The organism is Pedobacter sp. MR22-3, from assembly GCF_026240075.1.
Classification (GTDB): Bacteria; Bacteroidota; Bacteroidia; order Sphingobacteriales; family Sphingobacteriaceae; genus Pedobacter.
Genome location: NZ_JAPIVF010000002.1, coordinates 150,422 through 176,073, shown reverse-complemented (window position 1 = coordinate 176,073; position 25,652 = coordinate 150,422). Strand labels below are relative to the sequence as shown.

The following is a 25,652-nucleotide window of genomic DNA, read 5'->3' as shown; positions in this document are numbered from 1 at the left end:
ATCAATCCAGATTTTCGTTAATCTTAATTTTACTATTGATCAGTTTTATTTCGTTCTCCTTATTTTTTATAGAAATCTGTGCATCCGTTCCGTTTTCGTTTAATTTGATCATGAGATCTATCGGGCTAGAATTACCTAGTTCTGCAAAAGCTGCTATAATTTCCTTTTCATTAAATGGTCTGATTTCAAAACCTCTCTTTCTTGCATCTTTATCCTTCCAGATTAAGGTAATATAATGGGGTACAGCCCTTGAGCTATATGAATTACTAATTAATTCCTTACCAAACCTATTTTCTTCCTCACCATTCCAAAAATTATAAAACAATGAGCTTGCCTCCCCTCCAGCTGGAAGGGTAATAACAGGACGCCAGTCATAACGTTTGCGGTAAACCTCATAAATATCCATCTCTGGCTGACCGTACTGCGTAGTACGAGCTTTTATTTCTGGCTTCATTACCATACTATCTGCCAGTGTAAGCTGAATATAATCAGGTTTAAACATATACTTCGCATTTTCATATGCCTGGTCTGCTGTTATCGTGGTATCATGTGCCTGATATGCACCAACTTCGGTTTGAAAACCTGCCCCTGTTAGCCAAACCACTACCCTGCCTTTTGGTGCTAAGCCGATTTTAATTAAGGTATAAGTTTCCTTTTTATTGCTTATCTCATTTATGAAACCTTCTTTAAAAAGTGTAGCAATTCTATTTTTATCCAATTTCCATTTACCTGTATAGAATTTCTTTTCGATAAGTGATAGCCAGGTAAAATTTAGAGAATCTGGCACCTCCATTTGCTTGGTAGATACAGACATGATGCCTCCATCATTTCCCCATCCTGTATTTTGTGTACCCCAAATGGCATCAAATCCATAGGTGAAATCATTAGCAATAATTGCACCTTTATAAACTTCTATAGGATACTCTTCCGGAGCCGAGACCGTTCCCGTCCACTCAAACTTTTCTTCCATTTTTTGTCCTTTGCAACTTATTATAGCTAACGATGTTAGAATAAGCAATAAGTATTTGTTTATTTTTAAATTCATGTTTTGTTACCGCTTGAAACAATTTTTTTGTTACTGGCGAGCGATAAATTTTGAGCAGTGGCTTCCACATTCATTACCTGCGCAATCTTTTCCAATTTAACACCAACACGCAATTCGTATTTTTGGATAACTTCAATACTAATATTTTTTGCCTGCTTTATAATTGCCATACTTAGAAAAGATTAGATTTTTCTGCGCTGTTAAGCTCTACAATTTTACCGCTTTGCATCGTCATATTTTCTTTTGCACTGAACAAGCTTATTTCACTTGCTATTTCATTTGAAGTATCAGCTGTTCTTTTAAAATCTTTCGTAGCAAGCTCTGTTCTATTGTTTGATGTTTCTGATACATCACCAACTGCACTTAAAGAATAGTTATTTCCAGCGGTTATCGCGATATCTTTACCTGCATTCGTAGATTGATTCTGACCCACCTGCACATCCATATTCTCGCCTACATTAATCTGCATATTCTTGCAATTCAGCGTCATGTTTTCCAGCGCGGTTATGGTAATGTTATTGCCCTTGGTATCGATGTAGATAATGTTTTGGTGCATATCGGTCAGCTTAATCCCTTGTGTGCCCTCGCTATCATCAAATTCCAGTAAATGCCCGCTTCTGGTAATGATACTTTTGAGGTGATTTTTAATCAGCGGGCTGCTATCCACACTCGAACTGTGGTATACGCTGCCCATCACCACCGGACGGGCGATGTTGCCTTCTTCAAAGGCGATCATCACCTGGTCATTGATCTCAGGAATGGCAAAATAACCCCGGTTACTGCCTCGCTCACCTGTTCCGGCACTTGGCGTAACTACCCGCAACCATTCGGTAACATCATTGGTTAAACATTCCCACTTAAACCTTACTTTAATCCGTCCCTGCCCTTGGGGGTCATTGTTATCAATCACATCTGCCAGTTGCATATCCGGCTGTGGCTTTTCGAAATTTTTAACCAGAATACGTTCGGTGGTGGCTATCCTTCCCTCAAAGGTATGGTGGTATTTACCGTTTTCATTGATGTGGTGATTGATGCTCGTGATCAGGAATTTACCTAAGCTTTCGGTGGTAAATGCCAATTCTTTCCGAAGACTCATCGTAATTTCGGCAATGCTGCCAATGCTCAGTTCTGCATTGTCGCCTCTGGCGGTAACCTTTAAAAGTTCGCTGGTATTGGCCTTTTCCTCATTTTCGACCAGCTTTTTGATATCGTTCGAATTATCTACCCGGATTAAAGCGGGCTGATTAAAGGTTTTGCTGTAAGTAAGGTTTGATGCTTTGATGGCATGTGATAAATCTGGTGTCGATCCATCCGTTTTTCCAGTGCTTTCGCCCTGAAGCATTTCATTCTGATTTGGACTATAGGAGAACCGTTTATTTTTGATCGGCCCGATTTCCATGGCATACTGCATTTCCTGAACATCCCGCCCGTAAAATAAAGAGATTTCGTTTTGTACATCGGGCTTGCCGAAATTGAGTTGTTTGCCATCATAGAAAAACCACTCATGGTATTCTGCCGAAAGGCGGTTAAGAAAGGCGAAGTCGCTTTCTTTATATTGGATAAGGTAGTCGATTGAGGTATCTCTGTCTGCATTTGCCACCACCTTTAAATCGTTGGCCGGCGTATCTTTGGTGGCCAGTTTTACAATCTCATTTAAATCTTTATCTAAATAAGAGCCCAGGTCTGGTCCGCGGTCTATTAAAATCGTAGGGCTATAGCCGCTTACAATTAACACCCCATGGTAGCCATGACTCTGCGAGAGTTCTACTTTGGCAACAATCCCTATAAAATGCTGCATGCCTTCCTGCGAATGGCCAAAAGATGCAGTTAAGGATTTACCTACAAAATCGCGGCTATCATCTAAACTGATCAGGCCAGGCGCACCCATATGGTCGTGGTTAAAACGAAGTTCGAAATGATGGTGATCATTAAAAGCCTGTTTTAAACTGAAAGAAGCAAAGTGTGTAATTTCTTTGCCTTCAATATTGATTTCTGCAAGGAGTTTCTTTTCCATATTGACGATAAATCAGTGGTTCAACAATTACTTGAAACTTTATTCAGAAAGGAATGTGGTGTTCTTTTTAAGAACTCATTTGATTCACGTACCGTGCCGGGTTTAAATAAATGTTGCTTCTTTAATGTCCACCTTATAACCGCTAAAAATATGAATGTTTTATCATCGCAGATAGGGTTAAATGCAATGAGAAAGCATCAACTTCAGATGGTCCCTCGACGGGACATCAAAATAACGAATAATTTAGATGGACTAATCTGTTATAAATAAAATCGGATAGCGAAAAGCGACTGGTTTATACCAATCGCTTTAACTATATTATTTTTTGCCTGAAGCAGACTATGCCTTCGGCCAATCGTTTTCGTGTTCTGCATTACCCAGCTTGAGTTTCCTTGCTGATACCACGAAAGTAAGTGTCATTGGTGTATTGTCATTTACGGCAATACCTTCACTATATTGAACGATATAGCCATCTTCGAAAGTTAGTTCTTTCATTTTAGCATCTTCTTCGCCTTTTTTGAAGACAATCGTTCCTGATTGTGGTTTGTATTGGTTATTCACCATTGATTCGATGACTGAAGTATCTTCAGTTGATTCAATTTCGATGTTAATGGTACCACCGTATACACCTGATGATGGACGGCCTTTAGCATCTACATCCCTGTTTAATGAAAAGCTGCACTGTAATACATCAAATTCTTTTGAACCTAATGTTAATCTGGTCTTAAATGCCATTTTGGTAAGTTTTAAATGTTTTTGAAAAAATGAATTGTGGTTAGCGGCTGGCGTGTGGTGAAGAGCATGGTCGTGGGCATCCGGCATTTAATTAACCTTATTCCTTCAACCTTTTTATCCTCTACCTCTTTTACGCTTTAGGCCAATCGTTTAGATGCTCTGCATTTCCGAGTTTCAGCTTTCTGGCCGAGATCTGGAATTTAAGTGTCATCGGGTGATCACCTACAATGTTAATTCCTTCGGAATACTTGACAATGTAGCCATCTTCGAAATTAACCTCCTTCATTTTGGCATCTTCTTCCGTTTTCTTAATCAGAAGGGTTCCGGTAATGGGTTTGTACTGGTTGTTTACCATCGCTTCGATAATGGAGGTGTCTTCGGTTGACTCGATCTCAATATCAATGGTACCGCCATAAACTCCGGAAGAGGGTCTTCCTTTAGCATCTACATCGCGGTTTAACGCATAGGCGCAATGAAGCACATCGTACTCCTTGCCCGAAAAATTTAATCTAGCTTTGAAAGCCATAGTTTTAGGGTTTTTGGTTAAAATTGGTTCTTTATAGCTTACGCTACCATATCAAACCTTAACCAAATATCAAGCCAGCAGCACATTAAGCAAGAAATAATGTATGTAAAATTTTTAAAAAAGTGGAAAAACTCAGGTTATTCGCCTTTCCAGATTGGTAAAACCAAATATATACGATAAAAATGTGGAAAAGTTTTACAAAAATTTTCATGTAGCACATACATTGAAGATCATAATACACTCCACAAACTGTAGTAATTCTCCACAACTTGTAGAAATTTAGGACACACCTAAAGGCGGTAGTTAATTAAAAATCAGGTCATCAAAAGAGAGCGGTATCAAAAGTAAAACATAATTACATAACGGAATTAAATTTCGCAAACCTTGTTATCAATCAAGAAAGAGGCTACTTTCAAATCGAAAATAGCCTCTTATAATTGCAAGCTTAACAGCTTTAGAATTTAATTTGGCACTCCCTGTCAAAAAATAACTTTTGACACAGCCGCTAAGTACAAATTATTTAAGTTATACGTCGTTACTGTAAAGAGCCGGAGAATGTAAAGTTTGGATGTTCTACACTTTTAAACTGACCTAAGATCTCCCCCGTTGTTGGATTTGTAAAATAGGCAAGTGTGAAAGTATCTGCATTAATGCGTTGTGTAGTAAGTGGTGCCATTTGTGTTACAATTAAAGCAGCATTCCCTGTTGGTGCTGATCCTGTAAATTTATACACACCTGCTGTAGTTTTAGTAAAAGTATATGGAAAATCTGCAACAAACCTGTTTGCACCCTGATAAACATCAGCACTTAACAACATGGTATTATTTATGGTATTAAAATTAAAGACCATTCGATCTAATCTTAAATTATATCCTGATGTAAGTGTACCTGCTGCTGCGGCTGCTCTTCGGGTAATAAATTCTGTTCCCCATCCTGGGTAATTCGTACCATTCGGAACAATAATTCCGGAATATTGGATACCTAAAAGTAAGTGTAAAGGATAAATTGAAGTTGTTGAAGAAACGATTTCCAGTCTTACTCCGCCTACTGTGGTAAAATATACCTGCTTAGCCGGATCCCAGGTGAACTCGCTAATGGCTTTATCTTTATATATTAAAGGTTCCTTAAACCTTATTCCGGTTAAGGTAAAAGCAAAGCCAGTTGAAGTTGTAGTTACGCCACCATTACCGTTATCCCAGATTAGGGTTATCACTTTTTGGAAATAGTTGATAGAAGTTTGAACCTTTATAGCGTCAACAAGCGTAAAATATAGGTTATTGTTAGCATCAATATAATCTACGGATGTTTGAATAGCATTTAGTAAACCTTTTTCATCATAAAGCTTTTTTTCAGCTGCCGTTGCCTTTACCAAAACCAATTTGCTTTTTAACAGCTTACCGGTTAACATAATGGAATCCCCTACCTGTTTATCAAATGTAAATTCGAAATCGGAATATAGTCCCCAACCTGCAACGCCACCAAAGGTATTGGGATCAGGATCGGCCAGAATATGTAAGTAACTATAAGTATCAAAAGATAATGTTGGATTTTGTAATGCTTTTACCCGAAATGTACTTTCCATACTTTCTCTAGCCGGATCAACATCCAGATCAGCATACATACTCACTTTATTATCTTTGGTAAAATTAAAGTAGAATGAATAGCCACCTCCGCCTTCCGGGTATAGGAATGCCTTCCAGCCGTTTGTACTCCCGGTTAATTCACTATTATATTTTGTTACAGCAGTAGAAACCCTTTCTTCAGGTCTTTCGCCATCAATCAATACCTCTTCCTTTTTACAACCCGTAAATAAGGCAAGAGAAAAAAGTGTATATATTAATATTTTTTTCATGTTGATTTCCCTTAAATTATTGCCCCATTGTTCCATAAAAATAGGAGTTAGCATTTGTGGTTTTATAAAATGCGCCTAGTGAACCTAAGTATCCAATTTCGCCTGGTATAATTTGATTAATCCAATTCGCCCTGAATGATCCCGTTGAAAAGTAACTGTTCACCCCTGCCATTCGGGCATTAATTACTCCCATGTTACTATACGTAGTTCCAGTTGGTTGAGTCGCCATTAAGGTAAATGTAGTTAAGCCAGTGTTTGCATTTAGTGCTAAAGTATAATCGGCATCGGCAAAATAAGTCGTAGTTCCTGTGGCATTTGTAAATGTATATCTCAATGTCATTACATTATTTGCTTTAAAAGTCATTAAGAAATCTTTAAGAACAAAGCCGCCAGCAGCCATAGAAGTTCTTGCGGCATTCCATAATCCTAAAAATTCTGCAGATTGATTTGGGTCTGTGCTAGGGTTCGAATATAATGTAGTATAGCCTACTCCATAACCAGTTAACCTCGATAAAACAGGAGGAGATACTTTAAATAATGCCCTTTGAACTTCCTTCTGTAGCTGATAGAAATCAATATTAAATGCAGTCTTAAAATAGTCTACTACATATTGTTCTTTTTTCTTCAGTTTAACCTGAGCATCTGCAGGTGTTGTGGCTACAATGGCATTATATTGTACCCTCCCCAACATTAACATATTGGATGATTGCTCTGCAAAATCTTCCAGTGGTGACACCCGGGCATATTGTGTAATGAAACCCAGCGAATATGCCTCTGAAAGTGGCCGTTGAGTCCAGTTGGCTTCATAACCACCACGAGATACGGTTTGATATTCCGGAGAAAAATCCACCGTTTGATTCAAAATATGCGTGTACTCATGCTGAATCACCTGAATCATCTGTTTCACAGAATTGATATTCGTTTTATCAAACGAATTAATCACATAAAGAACAATTTTACGCCCGCCTTCTGCTGTACCTAAAGTGATAGAACCATTGCTGTTATATTCTGCACTACCAGCTAAAACGAATTGTTTTGGTGAGATTTTTTTAATAAAATCTCCTCCACCGGCAACTTCATATGGTCTGATCCACACATCACGAACCATTTCCATTGCAGGAATTACCTGTTCTACTGCGGGAGGAGTAATATTCTTTCCTGATGCTAATTCAAAACGGTCAAACCGATATTTGGTTTCAATATTATACGGATTCAAAAAGTTTTGATCTAACCAGATATCAGTCGAATTTTTATCTTTTATTATATTTTGGTCTATCGCATCCAAATCAGCATTCAGCTTAGATTCCTTTTTACAGGATGTGAGGATTGTAAACATGGCTAATGCAACCAATCCATATTTAAATGTTTTTTTCATAATTATCTTGGATTTTGGTTAATACCTGAAAGTGTAACTTGTGTAGGGAGTTGAAATAATCTTCTTGGATCATTAGCAGTAAGCTCCATGGTTGTAAATGAACCATTTACAGCATAAACACGATGCGTTACAGGTATTTTATACCTTAAAATATCAAACCAGCGCAAACCTTCCTGAGTAAATTCTTTTTTCTTAAAATCCAGGACAGTGGCGATTAACCCTTCTTTGGGATCGGCGATACCATAAAAAGCGGCAATTTTAGCTAATGTTATGGCATGAGTAGTTGCACTGTAATTTAAAATTCTGGTGCTGGCATAGGTGTTCAGATCCTGTAGGGCCAATGTATTTTGTCCTGATGAGGCATAAGCTTCCGCCCTATTTAATAAGGTTTCATCTGCTGTAAGTACGGGAACTATCGTGTATGGTTCTCCAATGGTGGCATTAGGACTTGTTTTCACAAAATATTCTTTCCATTTCAGCATACTATAATGTGGTTGCCCATAATAAGCTGATTTATATGACCAACGGGCTCCGGTAACATTATTGGTAAAAACTTCATTATTAATGATCTGCCCATAACCAAACCTAGGTGTTAGGGTTCTTGCCCATGATGAAGCGGTCTCAATTAATAATAAGGTAGATGGCTCTGACGCTTGGGTAAAATACAAGTACATTTCATCCAGGGTATAAGTGTTATATCGAGTATTCCATGGTCTCAAAATGTTTGCAAATGAATTTCCCGGAGATACGGCACTTGCATATTGAATTACTTTATCGTAATCTTTTTTAAACAAAAAGAATCTCGCCGCAAACGCATTTCCTGCAGAAATATTAAAGTGATATTTAGGAATTTTATATGCCGTGTTCCTTAAAAGCGGCAACCCTTCGGTTAAGTCCTTTTCTATATTCGCATATACTGATGCAACAGTACCTCTGGAATATTGGCCAACTACAACCTTCTCTGGTGAAGTTACATATGGAACCCCCGGAGAATCATTAGCGGTACCGGCCTCATACGTTTTGGAGAAAAGCGTAACCAACATAAAGTGAGCATACGCTCGGGCAAGCAATGCTTCACCTTTATAAGGTAAGTAAGCCGTTTGATCAGGTGCCTTACCAATGGCTTCTAGTGCAGCATTAGCTGCTGCAATTGCAGTATAACAGGCGTTCCAGTAATTAGTAGGTGTATCTTCAGTATAATTTTCATTATCTCTCCAATAGTAAGGAAAAACAATTTCCCTGTTTTCATCACCTATACCCGGACCTTTATCTTCTACATTATCTGATGATGTTTCCGTAAAAGCAATATAATTCCCTTCCGGATAAGCACTGGTTAATAATTCTGCTACTTTATCAACTGAATTTAATTGTGTTCTTTGATCTGGAGATTGCTCTAAAAACTTCTTACACCCCATGGTTGAAAGAAAAGAAAGGGCAACAATAGATATAAATATTTTTTTCATGATTTTTTATTTAGAATCCTACTTTTAAAGACAATGTGAACTGACGTGGTATCGGCAATGCAACACCACCTGATCCGAAGAATTCCGGATCTTGCCCATTCAACTTTTTATCTGAATAAATCAAGAATAAGTTGTTACCGACAGCACTTATTGAAGAATTAGTCAATCCAAGCTTCTTCGTATATTTTGATGGAATATTATAGCTTAAAATGACTTGTTTCATTCTTACAAAGCCTCCATCTGCCACACGTTCTGTAGAATAGTTATAATTATTATAGGCATAAATACTTCTAAAGTCAATTGCTTCAAGTGCATCTAAAATAGAAGGTACATTGGTTTTAAGTTCATCTCCTTGCATTTCCCAACGGCTTAAAAAAGCTTTAGGCATAGCATCCAAATCGGTATAGCTTGTTTTAAAAGCTGGAGAAAGACGTACTTTATTTCCTGCAGCAAAAGTAACCAGTGTAGAAAGTGTAAAATCTTTATACTTAAATGTATTGGAGAAACCACCAGTATATTTCGGATCAATTGGTCCTTCATATTTTAAATACTTAACCACATTGCTCTGCAAATAAACATCGCCACTAACCACCCCTTCATTATTCAGAAATTTTGGAGAACCATTTAACGGATCTAATCCCTTGAAATCGATCGAGAATAAACCGCGTTGGGCATAACCTTCCAAAGCACCCCCATCTGGTCCAATTAAGTCAAAAATTAATGGCTGGTTCTTAAGGTTTGTGATTTCATTTTTATTGTATCCAAAAATGAGTTGTGATGACCAGCTAAAGTTTCCTGTCTTTAAAATACGAGCGCCAAGAGATGCTTCTATACCGTTTGATTTCATATCTGCATAATTGGCTTGCTTTACTGCTTCGCCTCCTATGCCGCCATTTCTAAATTCGCCAATTAAATCAAAACTCTTTCTCTGATAGGCATCTACAGTAAGGGTTAACCGGTCATTAAATAACCCTAAATCCAAGCCAAGATTTAACTCATTGAGTTTTTCAAATGTTAACTCAGAATTTTCCAGTCCATCGATATATAATTTGGTCTCTTTTTCTGGTATGTAAGGCCTGCGTGTGGCCATACTTCTTAACACGAGACTAGAATTTTGCGCTGTACCCATGCTTGCAACTAGCCCATAAGTAGCACGAAGGGTAGCCCGGTTAATGATCTTTTTAATCCGCTCAGATTGCATAAAATTTTCTGTATCAATATTCCACGCGCCGGAGACGTTCCAGGTAGGCAACCATCTTGCTGTAGGTGATTCACCCAAAAGATTTGATCCGTCATAACGCCCTGTAGCGTTAATACTGTACTTGCCTTTATAAGAATATGCGCCCCTTAATGAATAGTTTAAGTATCGTTCATAACGATAGCCCATACTATAATAATTAAAACCACCCTCTACATTTGATTTTACAATATTTGGATCGATAAACGGAATACCGCCCTTATCATATTGGTATCCATAACCATCAAATATTTTATTCTGACGGTTGATGTATCTCATTTCCTGAGTGGCAAAAAAGTTGACCAAATGGTCTACGTTAAAAGTTTTATCATACTCCAAACTGTTTCTAACATAATAATTTACGATATTATCATCATTGGTTTTATAGAAACCTCCATAAGGCAATACACTAACCGGTAATGCATTTGGATCATCAGGATTGCGGTATAAAAATTTATTGTTCGATCTAACTGTTGCATCATTTGGACTTATACCAGCACGGTAAGCCTCAGCCATATTGGAGTTTTCGGTAATTTTATGCTCCTGACTGGTTTTAGCATAACGATATGCTCCATCAAATGAATACTTTAAATCTTTCGTGATTTTATATCTTACCCCACCCTGAACCTTAAAATCAATTAAATTAAGTTCAAGCGTATTGTTTTCCAACTCATGTAAAATATTGAACGGTGCGTAGTTCTGGGTAAAAAACTCACGATTTCCATTTGCATCAAAGGCAGTAAGAGCACGGCTGGTATTTAATGAATAACTGAATGGGTTAATATCAAAATCACGATCATATGTTCCATAAACCGGATTACCGTTTCTACCCAATGTACCTGGTGCTTTTTGGTCACGGATTGATCCCTGCGTAATGAGCTCAATACTTAATCTGTCATTAATTTCAAAGTTTCCACGAACATTGCCTGTAAAACGTTTCACATTATCGCCAACAGTCCAACCATTATCCTGCAAATAACTCGTTGAAGCATAAATCTTTGATTTTTCAGTACCTGATGAAATCCCTATTGAATGTTCCTGCATGAAAGACTGTTTGAATAAGATATCAAACCAATCTGTATTGGCATCCGCATAACGTTGCAAATATTGTTTTTGACTAAGTGCATCATTTTTTAATCCATACGTTCCGGTTGCAGCATCATATTTATACATTTCATTGTACATCTTGGTAAATACACCTCCATTTGCACTACGTGATGAACTAGAATGATTTAACCAACCCTTATTTTGCATTTCCAGATAAACGTTCATCTGATCTGCAGAATTTAAAATATCAAAATTATCATATGAGGGTTTCATGTAACTGGAAAAGTTACCTGTATAAGAAATAACAGGTTTCCCTTGTGTATTTCTACCTTTTTTAGTGGTAATGATCACCACACCATTCATTGCTCTTGCGCCATATTGGGCTGTAGCGGCTGCATCCTTTAAAATATTGAAACTTTCAATATCATCAGGGTTTAGCCCGGCTACGGAAGATCCAACCAAAGTTGAAGGATCACCAGTGGATAATTGTTCATTGGAAATGTTTACAACATCTTCCAGGATAATCCCATCTACTACCCATAATGGCTTATTATCTCCGGAAATAGAGGTTGCACCACGAACACGGATTTTTGGTGCAGCGCCAAAGGTACCCGATACGTTTTGTACAGAAACACCTGCAACCCGCCCCTCCAGCATTCGGCTCACATCATTGATACCATCTCTTTTCACATCCGAAGCTTTGAGTGCTGTGGCGGCACCTGTAAATAACTTTTTATTCAGGTCCTGATAACCAGTTGAAACTACATTTACTTCACTAAGCTGTTCAGCATCTTCTGATAAAGTTACATTTATGGTGGTCTGACTTCCGATTTCAACTTCTGTTGATTTATATCCAACATAGCTAAAAACGAGTGTCGCTCCCTCTTTTACGGTGATGGTGTACTCTCCTGATGAAGTAGTAGAAACCGCATTTGATGCACCTTTTTCTCTAACGCTTACGCCAGGAAGCGCATTACCGCTTTTGTCTTTAACCTTACCTGTTACCTTTACAGCGACAAAATAATCGACTACTTTATCTAAGATTGATTTATCTTTTGGTTTAATTAAGATCGTTTTATCTTCAATAGAGTAGCTTAAATCCCTTCCAGCAATGATCTTTGTCATCACTTCTGTTATGGTTGATTGATTAAAGTTCGCGTTAAACGTAGTGGTACTTTTAAGCTTATTTGTTGATAGTAAAACATCGTAACCAGATTGCTTTCTAATTTCTTTAATCATTCTTTCCAGTGTTACGTTTTTATCATTTAACGTAACCAGTTGTCCAAACGAAGCTGCACTAACCTGCATGAGGGAGGCCAGTAATATGACCGTAATTAACTTCATCATCAATAGCAATTTAGGTATGTAGCGGCGATGCGTACATAAAATTCTTATATAAATTTTGTACATTTAATAGTCTGTTTTTTATCGATACACACTTATTGTTTAAGCACATCATGTGGTATCGTGGTTTATCAGGAAATAATTGATTTTTGGTTCCGGGTTACCGAAATAGCCAGACAGCAAAATTAAAGGGGTGTTGCAAGCACTCCTTTTTTATTCTATTGGCTTTTTGAACGTCAGTGGTGTTGTCGAAGTTTGTACATAGTTTTTTGGTTTAGGTTAAGGTTGATAGTTAGTAATATTTTTATAGATAAGGGTTAGTTACGTCCTCATCTTTTTGATTTAATCTTTGTAAACAATAATCTTATTGCCTTGCATCTCAAAACGAACCTCACCGGTTTGTTCAAACTTGTGTAACACCTGAGAAATTTTATCAAATCTGCTTACTGTTCCGTAATACATTACATCCTTTGCTTCTTCGTCTGCGTATTCCACTTTGATGTTGTACCACCTTGATATTTTACGGAGGATACTTTCCTGTTTCTCATTATTAAACATAAAATATCCCTTTTTCCAGGCAACAGATTCATCAGTATCTACCGTATTGATTTTAATTCCCTGAGCTGATAATACAGATTGCTCACCAGGCTTTAAAATTCCATATTCTGCTAAATTAGTGCGCGAGGAAATGCGAACACTACCTTCTAATAGCGTTGTTCTGGTTGTGCGTTCATCTGCATAGCTATTAATATTAAAGTGGGTACCTAATACTTCTAATTTTTGCTTTTCTGTTTCTACAACAAACGGATGAGCACTGTCTTTAGCCACTTCAAAATATGCTTCCCCCTTTAATCTCACACTTCGTACGGAGGTTTTACTCATATTTAATGGATATTCCAGTGAGGATGCGGCGTTTAACCATATATCACTGCCATCTGGCAAGTGTATCTGCCATTCACCTCCGTTTGGTGTTGTAATGGTATTGGTTTCATTGCCGCCTGTAGACTGATCCTCATTCATCACATGGTAAACCAAATGACCATCAGCTGTTTTTGAAATGGAAAGGCCAGCTTCTTTAATCACATCTCCATTAGCAACATCACTTAATGAGATTTTTTTTCCGTTAGCCAGGGTAAGTATTGCCTTGTTTCCACCAGGCGCAATGTCAGTAGTAAAAACAGGTGACTTTTCACGTATTTTATAAATGAATATGGATGTTAACGCCAGAATTAAAACAGCTGCTGCCGCCCATTTGTAATAAAGTGAGATAGGAGGTTTCTGCTGGTATTTTAATTGATCTACAGATACAATTTTCTGAAGGATTGAATCCCATTTATGATGACTAATATTTATTTCATCATCATTGGTATGCACCAGATCATGGGCCATGAGTAAATTAAATATTTCTTCACTTACGGCGTCTGGATGATCTTCTATAAAGAGAAGTAATTCATTCTTTTCAGCTTCCAACATTTGGCCAGACTGAAACTTATTTATCAGAAATAATACTCTTTCTTCCATAGATCTGATACTAAGAAGCACAAAAGACAAATCAGGACTATCGAAAAATTATTTTTTTTGTATTTTTAATGAATCCCCTTGATTAAATAAATTAAAAAAAGAGATATTCCATGTTTAACTAAGCTTTCCCGAATACTTCTTAAAGCAATAACAAGTGCATTTTTAACAGTACTGGCAGACAGGCCTAAAATTTCGGCTATTTCAGGAATACTTTTACCTTCCACCCTACTTAATTCGTAAATTTTTCTGCGTTGGTTTGGTAATTTAGATACTGTTGCAGTAATAATATGATTTATTTCATTGAGGTGGATGGCGTCAAGGGTCACATTGTCCTGATCGGCATGATGAATTTTTAAAAAACCTATGGCTTTCTCTTCCTTGATTTTTTTTCTAAGAAAGCTTAAGCATTCATTTGATACATATTTATAGAGATAGGCTTTCACATTATCAACGTGTTCTAGTTTATCACGGTTTAGCCATATACGCAAAAAGGCATCTTGAATAACCTCTTCTGCAGCATGCTCAGATTTAGTAAACTTAAACGCAAAAGACTGTAAAACAGAGAGATAATTAAAAAATAGAATAGAAAATGCTTTCTCGCTTCCCCCAACAATTGCCATAAGCAGTTCCCGTTCTTTTTCACTATCCTTAAAGGCCATATATCAATTGGTCATCATTCGTTTTAGTTAATTAAATCACGAGGGATATCAAAAGAGATATATTTATTCATCCGTATCAGGATGGCATAAACATGTACCAATAATACATAATATTGGCTAATGTTTTACAAAAAAAAGCTAAAAATCAAAATCGTATCAATATTGATAATAAGGAGCAATCATCAGGTACACCACTACGCCGGTAATGGCTACATAAAGCCATAATGGAAAGGTGATTCTGGCAATTTTGCGATGCCGGTCAAATCTTTCGGCCAGTGCCCTTACATAGGTCACCAATACCAAAGGTATAATGGCGATAGATAACAGAATATGGGTTAATAAAATAAAGAAATAAACATATTTTATCGTTCCATCCCCTCCGAACTTGGTAGAAGGTGTTGTCATATGGTAAGCAATGTACATCACCAGGAATAATAAAGAACAGGCGATAGCCGATTTCATTAAGTTTTGGTGCAGGTTAACTTTACCGTTTTTAATAGCCCAAACAGCAATAACGAGTAACACGGCGGTTATGCCGTTAATGGTGGCATAGATGGGTGGTAAAAAAGGAAGAGTTGGCGCATCTATACCTAAATCCTTAAGCTTCACCACAAATAAAAAGGCCACTGCAACAGGTATGAAGATGGATAAAATGATGATCCACTTGCTATACTTTTTTTCAATTGGGCTATTTTCCATGCGTATATAAATCTTTTTATTATTTGTTGCTATATGCCATCACCAACTTTAGACTTTAGACTTTTGACTAAAGACTTTGGACTATGAACTTTGGACTAAAGCTCCCTACCTGCCGTCTTTAACATTCCGTAAGTATTCGGCAATGAGTACTTTTATTTCATCCTCCAAACGGGATGTAGCCTCAGGGCTGTCACTTTCATACATTCCCCTGATGCGGTGTTGAACATCAATCAGTATGATCTTATTTCCAAAAATAAAACTGGGCTTATCTTTTCTGTCATCCTCAATCACATCAAGTAATAAACCCTTTCTGATCAGGGGATAAGTCACACTGCTATCTCCTGCCAGAAAGCTCCACTTATCCGCTTTAGCCTGAAATGTAGCAGCATATGCCTTGTTTTTTGTCTGGTCAGATGGATCAACCGAAAGACTGATAAAGCGTACCAATGGTTTCTCTTCATAACCATCAGATAACTTTTTAATGTACTGAACTACACTGGTATTATTGGAGCCGGTATAAAATAGGTTTAATACGATAATCTTATTTTTAAAGGCCGACCATGAAACCGTGTCCAGATCCTGATTGATCAGTTTAAAATCTGGTACCTGGTGATAAATGGTATCTGGTATTTTTTCACCTCTTACCGTATGAAAACTGGATGCAACGGTTTTCTCCCCGTAAATAGGAAGACTTTTGTAGCGGTTCTTCGCAAAGTGTGGCAATAAGTAAAAAAATAAAAATCCCGGTACAGCCAGAATGCTTACCAGGATTAAAAGTTTTTTGATGGTGTTACCTTTCATTAATGATTCATCATGTGGATATTTAAAAATCCACCTTCAATTAACATTAAAACAATAAAGTAAATAATGAAAATGAATGATACGGTTAAGGAAAGCTGTAATCCTAATTTTTCATACTTTAAGTGCATAAAGTATGCAACGATGTAGAAAGCTTTAACTAAGGTTAAAGCGATATAAACAAAGTTCCCAATAGCGTGAGACAAGTAGCCATTAGGCAAAACCCAAAGGGCTACGATAAATTCAATAATCGTAATTAATAAAAGGATACCGAAAACCTGCCAGATTTTACCTTTGGATAAACCTGCATGCTCTTCGTGTCCTTCTGTATGTGCGTGATGTTCTGACATGATAATATGTTTAGAAATGATAAATTAAACTAAATAGAAGAATGTAAATACAAACACCCATACTAAATCAACAAAGTGCCAGTATAAACCCACTTTTTCTACCATTAAGTAATGGCCTCTTCTTTCAAAAGTACCGTTAATGGTCATGATCAGAATAATGATGTTGATGACCACACCACTGAATACGTGAAAACCGTGGAAACCTGTAATGGTGAAAAATAAGTTAGCAAACTGTTGTGCCGCTACTAAAGATACATCACCGGTAAATAAGTGTTTCAATTCTTCAGCTGTTGGAATTTGACCCCACCAGAAACCTTCGTGGTGTAAGTGTGTCCATTCCAGTGCCTGGCAACCCAGGAACATGAAACCACCAATAATGGTAGCCACCATCCACCAGATCACTTCCTTCTTTGCACGGCGATGACCAGCTTCAACCGCTAAAACCATTGTTACCGAACTCATGATCAGGATGAAAGTCATGATACCCACAAATACCAATGGTGCACCAGTATCTTTAATACCTGGAATTGATTGGAAAACCAAATCAGGATCAGGCCATGTTAATTTAGAAAAGCGTTGTGCGCCATAATAAATTAATAAAGAAGAAAAGGTAAAAGCATCTGACAAAAGGAAAAACCACATCATGATTTTGCCATATTCTACCGACCACGGAGAACGGCCACCATTCCATGGCCCGGTTTTAACTTGATCTAATTGTGATACTGAATTCATTTGGAAATAGTATAATAGTTTGTTAACAAATTTAACGGTTCAAAAGTAAAAAAACATACAGATATATCCATAAGATATCTATAAAATGCCAAAAAATAGAAGCGATTTCCATCCGGTAATTGCTTTTGGCCGGAGAAATATTTCTGTAGCTGCCCACCAATGCATTAATGATTAATCCAACACCGCCGATAATATGCAGCAAGTGTAAACCCGATACCACATAGATAAAGGATATAGCGGCATTATTGCCTACCAGTGTTGCACCGGTTCTAACCATACTGCTCCAGGCATTAAACTGCATCACGCCAAATACAACAGCCAATATAACCGTTAACCACAGCATGTTGCGCTGAAGGCTGAAGTTTAGCTTTCGCATGGCTTTTGAAGCCAGCACGAGTGTAATGCTGCTCGCAATAATCACCAGCGTGCTGTAAATAAATGCATCAGGTAACACCAAGCCATGACCTTTGCCTTTTGATGCGGCAAATACCAGGTAATAGCTGGTAAAGCCACCAAACATGATGGTAGATGATACCACAAAAAGCCAGACGATAAATTTCCGGGGTTTTGGATCAAATGTATCTTGGATCTTTTCCATTGTTAGAACCATAAAATTATTGTGCTATAAAATTTAATAATAAAGCCAGCTGTACAGCTGGAATGTAAAAAAATGAACAGAACATCACTTTTCTGGCGTCTGCCAGTTCCCTGTTCATTAACAGTTTAAAAGCGAGCCAGCTAAATATCAAGCCTGCAATTAAGGATAAACCAGCCACATAATAACCACCGAAACCCATAATAGTTGGCAGTAAACTTACCGGAATCAAAATTAATGTACTGATGAAGGTAAGCAAAGCCGATGTCTTATCCCTTTTCTTAGTGGGTAACAACCGGAAACCCGCCTTTTTATAATCGTCATCCAATACCCAGGCAATGGCCCAAAAGTGAGGGAATTGCCAAACAAACTGAATCATGAATAACACAACAGCAACCCAGTAATCAACCTCATGAAACATCTCTGCTTTCAAGCTTCCGAAAGCAGCCAGGTAACCAATCAATGGCGGCAAAGCGCCCGGAATAGCACCAACAAAAACGGCTATCGGCGATTTCCGCTTTAAAGGCGTGTAAACAAATGCATATAACAAAATGGAAAACACAGATAACAAACCGGTTTCCAGGTTCAGCTTACCCAATAACCAGGTACCCAGAAAAGCCATAAATACCCCCATTATTAATCCCTGTCCGGTGGTCATTCTGCCGGCAGGCATCGGGCGGTCTTTCGTTCTGGTCATCAGTTTATCCAAATCCTTCTCAATAATTTCATTAAAGCAATTGGCCGCTGCGGTAACCAAAAATCCGCCGGCAATCAATATCCCCCAATTCGCCCAGTCAATTGACGGAATGTGTCCCCTGCCAACCTGCATTTTCTGTCCGATTAAAAATGAGATCGATGCAGAAAACACTACCGTAAACGATAGCCTGAATTTAATGAGCTTAGAAAAATCTGAAAAAAATTGTTTCAACTTCCTTAAATATTATTGCTTATATGTACTTGTCCGGTAAACCAACAGGTAGAGATAAAACTGTAAACTGAATAACAACGTAGAAAACAAAATATGTATGGCCTGCGCTGCCGGTGGAAAAGCTAAATATGCCAGTGCAAATCCACTTAATAATTGAATGAGAAGCGTTACTAAAATAAATCGTGCCGTTAACAACGGTGCCGCCTTACCACTAAAACGATCGATCACCATTTTATATACGATGGCATTGGCAATGATCACCAGAATCGCTAAATCGCGGTGGTGAGAAAATATGTCTCCCAACCTGGATATCCAGCTGCTTCTTAATCCGCCTGATAGTGACTTAGCCACAACGTCAACAGATTCTCTAACCTCTGTACCCAACACAATCTGAAGAATGCTTAATACCACTGTAAACAATAAAAATCCTTTCAACCATAGTATCCGGTACATAATTACCGAAGGTGTTTTGTTTAGTTGCTTGGCATAACTATAAGTATAAATCGATATCGCTAAAATAACCAGCGCCAGAAGCATGTGTACCGTTACCACCCATTGTGCCAGATTAGTGGAAACTACAATTGAGCCTAACCAGGCCTGATACCCTACCACAAAAATATTGAGTATACTTAAGACTATGATGCGCTTGGCACGCTTCCGGTAAGTAAACGAAAAAACCAGTGTCAGCAACAAAAATAAACCCGCCATTACGCCGACCAACCTGTTTACATATTCTACCCATGTTTTGGTTGGATTAAACTCTTCAGGGATGGTGATACTTTTGTCATGCCTGATGCGATCAGCCAATTCAGTTTTACCCATGCTTTCCAGGTACCTGGCAAACTTTTCATTCTTCTTTAATCTTCCCTCAACATACTTCTGCTGGTAATTTGGCGGAAGCTGCGAAATGTCAGTAGGTGGAATGTACCGATCAAAACACTTTGGCCAGTCAGGACAGCCCATACCAGAACCTGTACTTCTGACAATACCGCCCGCCAGTATAACCAATAATGTAACAATAATGGTTATAAAGTTAATCCTGATAAAATTTTGCTCTGATCTGCTGATCATATACCTTTTTATGTGAAAAGGGTATCCGGATAAGCAGAAACTTAGTCAGATACCCCTTTTTAAATTGTATTGAAGACTAATTAACTAGCCCTTGTTTTCTTCAACAGGATTAGCCAATTCCCAGTCCTGCTGTATTTTTTCGGCTTCTGCATTTCCTTCAAAATCATGAGGTAAATTAGAGCTCATGGTTTGAGAAAAAGGAACCGTTTGCGGAATAAAGTCTGCATCATGACCAGGTTTGCTATAGTCATAAGGCCATCTGTAAACCGTTGGAATTTCTCCAGGCCAGTTTCCGTGAATGTGTTTTACCGGAGCAGTCCACTCTAAAGTATTGGCTTCCCAAGGGTTCTGAGGAGCTACTTTACCTTTAAATATCGAGTAGAAGAAGTTAAACAGGAATGCTACCTGTGCAAGTGCAGCCATAATAGCAGCCCAGGTTACAAATATGTTTACTGTTAACCATTTCTTCATGAATTCAAATTCAGTGAAAGCATAATAACGGCGCGGTACACCATCTAAACCCAAAAAGTGAAGCGGGAAGAATACCAGGTAGGCAGCAATGAAGGTTAACCAGAAATGCAGGTATCCTAATTTAGCATTCATCATTCTACCGAACATTCTTGGGAACCAGTGATAAACACCAGCAAGCATACCAAAGATCGCAGCAGACCCCATTACCAGGTGGAAGTGGGCAACCACAAAATAAGTATCATGTAAGTTAATATCTAAAGAGGCATTTCCTAAGAAGATACCGGTTAAACCACCAGAGATAAAGAATGATACCAAACCAATGGCAAATAACATGGCTGGTGTGAAACGGATATTACCACGCCATAACGTTGCTAAATAATTAAACGTTTTTACCGCTGAAGGTACCGCAATGATCAATGTGGTAATCATAAATACACCACCTAATAATGGGTTCATACCGGTTACAAACATATGGTGTCCCCATACAATGAAGGATAATACGGTAATACCAATTAAAGAGTAAACCATGGCATGGTAACCAAAAATAGGTTTACGTGAATTTACTGAGATGACCTCCGATGAAATACCTAAAGCAGGCATAATTACGATATAAACCTCAGGGTGACCTAAGAACCAGAATAAGTGTTGCCATAAAATTGGAGAACCACCTTCATTCGGTAAAATATCAGTACCCATTACGATGTCTGATAAATAGAAACTCGTTCCGAAACTACGATCGAATACCATTAAAACCACCCCGGCTACAAGTACAGGGAATGATAAGATACCTAAAATAGCGGTTAAGAAGAAAGCCCAGATCGGTAATGGCATTTTCCAAAGATCCATACCTTTGGTACGCATATTCAAAATGGTACTGACATAGTTGATACCACCCATTAAAGATGAAGCAACGAAAAGTACCATACTGATCAACCATAACGTCATACCCATACCAGATCCCGGCATGGCTTTAGCCACTACGGATAATGGCGGATACACTGTCCATCCACCTGATGCCGGACCAGTTTGAATGAAGAATGAAGACATCATGATCACACAAGCCATAAAGAAGAACCAGTATGAAAGCATGTTCAAGAATGGCGAAGCCATATCCCTTGCGCCGATTTGTAGTGGAATCAATAAGTTACTGAAGGTACCACTTAAACCAGCGGTTAACACAAAGAATACCATAATGGTACCGTGAATGGTAACCAGGGCTAAATAAAAATCAGACTTGATACGTCCGCCTTCAGCCCATTTTCCTAAAAATGTTTCCAGGAAAGGGAAGCTTTGATCTGGCCAGGCCAGTTGAATACGGAATAATATTGATAAGCCCATCGCAATCACTGCCATGATTATACCCGTGATTAGGAATTGCTTAGCAATCATTTTATGATCCATGCTGAAGATATACTTGGAAATCAACGTTTCCTTGTGGTGTCCATGATCAGCGTGATCGTGATTGTGTTCGTCGTGTAATGCTATTGTTGACATAATTCTTTCGCTCTGCGGTATATTATTTATTTAAAGCCATTTGGTTTGGTTTCACAGCTGCTGAATCTTTAGCTGTTGAATCTGATGCTGCTTTAGGGGCAGCAGGAGCAACCGGCAAATTAAATTGTTTTCTCAAATCATCATTTAAGTATGTTTTCTGTTCAGCTATCCACGTTTTGTATTCTGCATCCGAAACTACGCGTACAACTTTCTGCATGTTGTAGTGACCAGATCCACAGATTTTCGCACAAAGGAAAAGAAACTTAAAGTTCGGATCATTTGTTTCCTGCTGCATCTGAGCAGTAGTTTTGGTTGGCGTAAACTCAAAGAAGGTTTTCATACCCGGTACAGTATTCAATTGTACCCTGAAGTGTGGCATATAAAAACTGTGAATCACATCCTTACTGGTTAAGATCAGTTTTACCGGTTTTCCAACTGGAATAACCATTTCATCTGCCATCTCATCATCACGGGAGTGAATATCTTTAAAATCAATTCCCAACTGATTTGTTGCTGTAGTCAGTTTATAGTTCTTATCTCCAACAATTCCGTCAGCACCCGGATAACGGATAGACCATTTGAACTGCTCTGAAGTAACTTCAATTTGCAAAGGTTTATGGTTTGGATCTTCAGTTTTAAAGAAGATTGATCTCCAGGTTAAGAAACCCATCAGCACCAATACCGTTAACACTAAAGCCGGAACAATTGTCCAGATTTTTTCAATGGTATTATTATGTGGGTAGTAGTAAGCTTTTCTTTTAGCAGAATACCTGTAGATATAAGAAAATCCGAATAACAGGATATGTGTAGCGATAAATACAATGGTTGTAATGATTAAAGTTAAATTAAACATTTCATCAATTTTCTTACCATGCTCAGAAGCTGCAGCCGGTAATAACATTGAACCATGTACGGTATATTCCCAATACACACCGTATAAACCTAAAACCAGAAACAAGGCAAATAAACTGGCATGTACCCTGTTCCAGTTGATGCCTACCGGTTTACCTTGTGCTTCGCGGCTTAATTCATATACTTTTATTGATTTACCAATAATTGCAATGAATAAACATACGGCCAGGAAAATCAGAATATAAAAAATTACTGATTTATAAACCTCACCCATATCAACTTTCGGTGCCGCTGCTGCACCTGCTACTGATGCCTCCTGCGCAAATGCGCTCGTGTTCGCAAAAACAGTAAGTAGTACTGCCAAAGCTGCGGTCGTTTTATTCGTGATAAACTTTCTTAAACTCATTTTCTTAAAAGTAGTACGCTGTACTGCTAATTATAATAATAATATAAATATTTGCCCTTATAATATCACCTGCTAAAGTTGGTGATGCAAACTTTCCTGTAATAATGGGTGGTTTTTCGCAATCAAAGGCTTTTTACTCAATGATGTTAAAACCGTAAAGGTAAACAATCCTACGAAACCAATTGCAGTTCCGATTTCAACCACGCCAAATCCATTGTGTCCATCCTCAACTGCACCTGGCATAATCATTTGATAATAATCAACCCAGTGGCCCAACAGCACTACAATAGATACGAACAATAATTTCACATCTGTTCTTTTGTTATCCCTGTCCATTAACAATAAAACAGGAGCTAAAAAGTTCATCGCCAGGTTTAAGAAGAACCAGAATTTGTAGTATTCAAAACGTTTATAGAAATAAACGGTTTCTTCAGGCATATTGGCATAATAGATCAATAAGAACTGTGCAAACCAAACGTAAGTCCAGAAGATAGAGAAACCAAAAATAAACTGACCTAAGTTATGTAAGTGGCTATTGTTTACCCATTGCATGTATCCCGCTCTTCTTAATAAGATCAGGATGATGGCGATAGTGGCTAAACTACTCACCCACATCGCTGCGAAGTTATACCAGCCGAACATGGTAGAGAACCAGTGTGCCTCTAAAGACATGATGGTATCGAAAGCGAAGATCGGTGTGGTAAATCCATAAATCACTAAAAAGATACAGGCATTCTTAAATCCTTTTCTGTATGATTCCAAACCTCCTGCTAAATCTTCATTGTATGATAACTTAACAAAAAGCATGGCAAAGATGCTGTATACACCTAAAAACACAACCTGACGACCAAGGAAGAAAGGTACATTTAAGAAAACGGCTTTCCCTGCAATTAATGAATCATAGTTAGGGCTGTTCGGATCGGTTAATCCATCAGCATGCCAGTGATGGTATAAATTGTGTGTATATAAACCCGCCGAAATAATAACAACCAGTATTACAGCTGCAATTGGCAAAGTTTTAGCCATTGCTTGTGGTACACGTAAAATAGATGCAGACCAACCAGCCTGTGCGACGTATTGAACAGCCAGGAAAAACATACCCGACATACAAACGCATGCAAAGTAGTATCCCATAAGCAACAGGTTGGCAAAAGTACGCTCATGCATCACTTTATCGCCGGCAATAAAACCATAAGCAACAGCAGCGATACCTAAAGCGATACCAACTATACTTAAAGTTTTTACTTTCCCTGTAAACTCAAATTGTTCACTAAAATTAATATTGTGAGTTCCCATTTATATTCTGCTTTACTATTGTCCTTTTTGTAATTGTTGAACATACATCACTACTTTCCAACGGTCTGTCGGTGTAATTTGTGAAGCATGCGAGCCCATGTTATTTACACCGTAAGTGATGGTGTGATAAATTTTACCGGCGGTAAGATCTACCATGTTACCACCTCTTGATGAAGCGCCTGTTTGATAAGCAGGAACACCGCTGAATTTCTCAATCTTAACCAGGTGGCCTTGTCCATCTCCCTTTTCACCGTGGCAAGGGCTGCAAAATACAGTAAACAAATGTTTACCCGCTGCAAGATTCAGGGTATCAACCGGTAGTGGATTTACCATGCTCACACCTGCTGCCTCATATCCTTCTTTGGTATTTGGATATTCATCATACTCTGTAAAACCTACAGGTTTTGTATTTGCCGGTGGCAACTGGGCAGCATGACCTTTAAAACTAGGTACATGTGCGGTATCAACAGGCTGATCCGGATTTAAAGCAATCGGATCATACATATTTCTGGCATATTCCAAACCAGTACTGCGTTTATCTTTACAAGCGGTGAAAGTAGTTGCAAAAGCAATAGCTAAAAACGCCGTATAAACAAATTTATTCTTATTCATAGCTAATGTACTTCCTTTCATTATACTTTACTTCTAAAGCACCTGCATCTTTTAATAATCCATCAATAACTGTATGTGCTGCATTGTCTTTTGCATCAATTGCGATCACAAAACGATCATCAGTTGCACGAAGATCCATTACCCTTGGTGCTCTTCCCGGAAACAAATGCGTAGATGCATAATAGGTTAATACCATACCGAAAGCACAGAATAGTACCGTCAACTCGAACATTATCGGAATAAAATCCGGTAAGGCAAAGGATGGTTTACCACCAATATTAACTTTCCAATCAATCACCGCACAGAAATAAATCAATGCAAATGCTGCGCAGGTTCCGGTAATACCAAAGCAAAATGCTGCGATATCAATTCTGGATCTTTTAATTCCCAATTTGGCTTCTATTCCGTGGATAGGCATTGGGGTGTATACATCATGAATGCTGATGTTATTTTCCTGAAGCTTTTCGATGCCATGCATCATTTCATCAGGATCGCCAAAACTGCCTAAAATATATTTGATATTACTCATT

23 protein-coding genes are annotated in these 25,652 nt (G+C 38.1%); all 23 read right to left on the bottom strand.

Annotated features, from left to right (window positions below; all coding sequences use genetic code 11):
• Position 1: 1 nt before the first annotated feature.
• Positions 2-970, bottom strand: coding sequence for a DUF2931 family protein (locus OQ267_RS04585; protein ID WP_265835059.1), 969 nt, complete (start codon positions 968-970; stop codon positions 2-4).
• Positions 971-1,041: 71 nt separating this feature from the next.
• Positions 1,042-1,215 carry a hypothetical protein gene (locus OQ267_RS04580; protein ID WP_265835058.1) on the bottom strand — a complete coding sequence of 58 codons (174 nt, stop codon included), beginning with the start codon at positions 1,213-1,215 and terminating at the stop codon, positions 1,042-1,044.
• A gap of 2 nt (positions 1,216-1,217) precedes the next feature.
• The gene (locus OQ267_RS04575) at positions 1,218-3,059 is read right to left on the bottom strand and encodes a type VI secretion system Vgr family protein (RefSeq protein WP_265835057.1); all 1,842 of its coding nucleotides are present in this window, start codon (positions 3,057-3,059) and stop codon (positions 1,218-1,220) included.
• A gap of 339 nt (positions 3,060-3,398) precedes the next feature.
• Positions 3,399-3,794, bottom strand: a complete 396-nt coding sequence (gene tssD / locus OQ267_RS04570) for a type VI secretion system tube protein TssD (protein WP_088299806.1) — start codon at positions 3,792-3,794, stop codon at positions 3,399-3,401.
• Between the two features lie 130 nt (positions 3,795-3,924).
• A complete protein-coding gene (gene tssD / locus OQ267_RS04565) occupies positions 3,925-4,320 on the bottom strand; it encodes a type VI secretion system tube protein TssD (protein ID WP_025141859.1) in 396 nt (131 codons plus the stop codon).
• A 535-nt stretch (positions 4,321-4,855) separates the two neighbouring features.
• Entirely contained in the window at positions 4,856-6,172 is a 1,317-nt protein-coding gene (locus OQ267_RS04560) for a DUF4302 domain-containing protein (protein WP_265835056.1), read from the bottom strand.
• Between the two features lie 16 nt (positions 6,173-6,188).
• Positions 6,189-7,547: a zinc-binding metallopeptidase gene (locus OQ267_RS04555; protein ID WP_265835055.1), complete on the bottom strand. Its 1,359-nt coding sequence runs from the start codon at positions 7,545-7,547 to the stop codon at positions 6,189-6,191.
• A gap of 2 nt (positions 7,548-7,549) precedes the next feature.
• Positions 7,550-9,010 carry a RagB/SusD family nutrient uptake outer membrane protein gene (locus OQ267_RS04550; protein WP_265835054.1) on the bottom strand — a complete coding sequence of 487 codons (1,461 nt, stop codon included), beginning with the start codon at positions 9,008-9,010 and terminating at the stop codon, positions 7,550-7,552.
• Positions 9,011-9,020: 10 nt separating this feature from the next.
• The gene (locus OQ267_RS04545; RefSeq protein WP_265835053.1) at positions 9,021-12,641 is read right to left on the bottom strand and encodes a SusC/RagA family TonB-linked outer membrane protein; all 3,621 of its coding nucleotides are present in this window, start codon (positions 12,639-12,641) and stop codon (positions 9,021-9,023) included.
• Between the two features lie 339 nt (positions 12,642-12,980).
• Positions 12,981-14,159, bottom strand: a complete 1,179-nt coding sequence (locus tag OQ267_RS04540) for a FecR family protein (RefSeq protein WP_265835052.1) — start codon at positions 14,157-14,159, stop codon at positions 12,981-12,983.
• 65 nt (positions 14,160-14,224) lie between these two features.
• Positions 14,225-14,818, bottom strand: a complete 594-nt coding sequence (locus OQ267_RS04535) for an RNA polymerase sigma factor (protein WP_265835051.1) — start codon at positions 14,816-14,818, stop codon at positions 14,225-14,227.
• 156 nt (positions 14,819-14,974) lie between these two features.
• A complete protein-coding gene (locus OQ267_RS04530; protein ID WP_265820350.1) occupies positions 14,975-15,517 on the bottom strand; it encodes a DUF420 domain-containing protein in 543 nt (180 codons plus the stop codon).
• A 105-nt stretch (positions 15,518-15,622) separates the two neighbouring features.
• On the bottom strand, positions 15,623-16,318 hold the full coding sequence (locus OQ267_RS04525) for an SCO family protein (protein WP_265835050.1): 696 nt from the start codon (positions 16,316-16,318) through the stop codon (positions 15,623-15,625).
• Positions 16,318-16,665, bottom strand: coding sequence for a cytochrome C oxidase subunit IV family protein (locus OQ267_RS04520; RefSeq protein ID WP_088302216.1), 348 nt, complete (start codon positions 16,663-16,665; stop codon positions 16,318-16,320). Before OQ267_RS04520 ends, OQ267_RS04525 begins: the two co-directional genes overlap by 1 nt.
• Positions 16,666-16,689: 24 nt before the next feature.
• On the bottom strand, positions 16,690-17,397 hold the full coding sequence (locus tag OQ267_RS04515) for a cytochrome c oxidase subunit 3 (RefSeq protein WP_088302215.1): 708 nt from the start codon (positions 17,395-17,397) through the stop codon (positions 16,690-16,692).
• Positions 17,398-17,428: 31 nt separating this feature from the next.
• Positions 17,429-17,995, bottom strand: a complete 567-nt coding sequence (locus OQ267_RS04510) for a cytochrome c oxidase subunit 3 (protein ID WP_088302214.1) — start codon at positions 17,993-17,995, stop codon at positions 17,429-17,431.
• Positions 17,996-18,011: 16 nt separating this feature from the next.
• Positions 18,012-18,920 (bottom strand): heme o synthase, encoded by a 909-nt coding sequence (cyoE, locus tag OQ267_RS04505; RefSeq protein ID WP_088302213.1) that lies wholly within the window; start codon positions 18,918-18,920, stop codon positions 18,012-18,014.
• Between the two features lie 12 nt (positions 18,921-18,932).
• Positions 18,933-19,991 (bottom strand): COX15/CtaA family protein, encoded by a 1,059-nt coding sequence (locus OQ267_RS04500; RefSeq protein WP_265835049.1) that lies wholly within the window; start codon positions 19,989-19,991, stop codon positions 18,933-18,935.
• Positions 19,992-20,075: 84 nt separating this feature from the next.
• Positions 20,076-21,956 (bottom strand): cytochrome c oxidase subunit I, encoded by a 1,881-nt coding sequence (locus OQ267_RS04495; RefSeq protein WP_172406547.1) that lies wholly within the window; start codon positions 21,954-21,956, stop codon positions 20,076-20,078.
• Positions 21,957-21,978: 22 nt separating this feature from the next.
• Positions 21,979-23,214 (bottom strand): cytochrome c oxidase subunit II, encoded by a 1,236-nt coding sequence (locus OQ267_RS04490; RefSeq protein ID WP_088302210.1) that lies wholly within the window; start codon positions 23,212-23,214, stop codon positions 21,979-21,981.
• Between the two features lie 72 nt (positions 23,215-23,286).
• Entirely contained in the window at positions 23,287-24,510 is a 1,224-nt protein-coding gene (locus OQ267_RS04485) for a quinol:cytochrome C oxidoreductase (protein ID WP_088302209.1), read from the bottom strand.
• A gap of 15 nt (positions 24,511-24,525) precedes the next feature.
• Positions 24,526-25,143, bottom strand: coding sequence for a c-type cytochrome (locus tag OQ267_RS04480; RefSeq protein WP_088302208.1), 618 nt, complete (start codon positions 25,141-25,143; stop codon positions 24,526-24,528).
• Entirely contained in the window at positions 25,115-25,651 is a 537-nt protein-coding gene (locus tag OQ267_RS04475; RefSeq protein WP_029286947.1) for a DUF3341 domain-containing protein, read from the bottom strand. The genes OQ267_RS04480 and OQ267_RS04475 overlap by 29 nt, the downstream gene beginning before the upstream one ends.
• Between the last annotated feature and the right edge of the window lies 1 nt (position 25,652).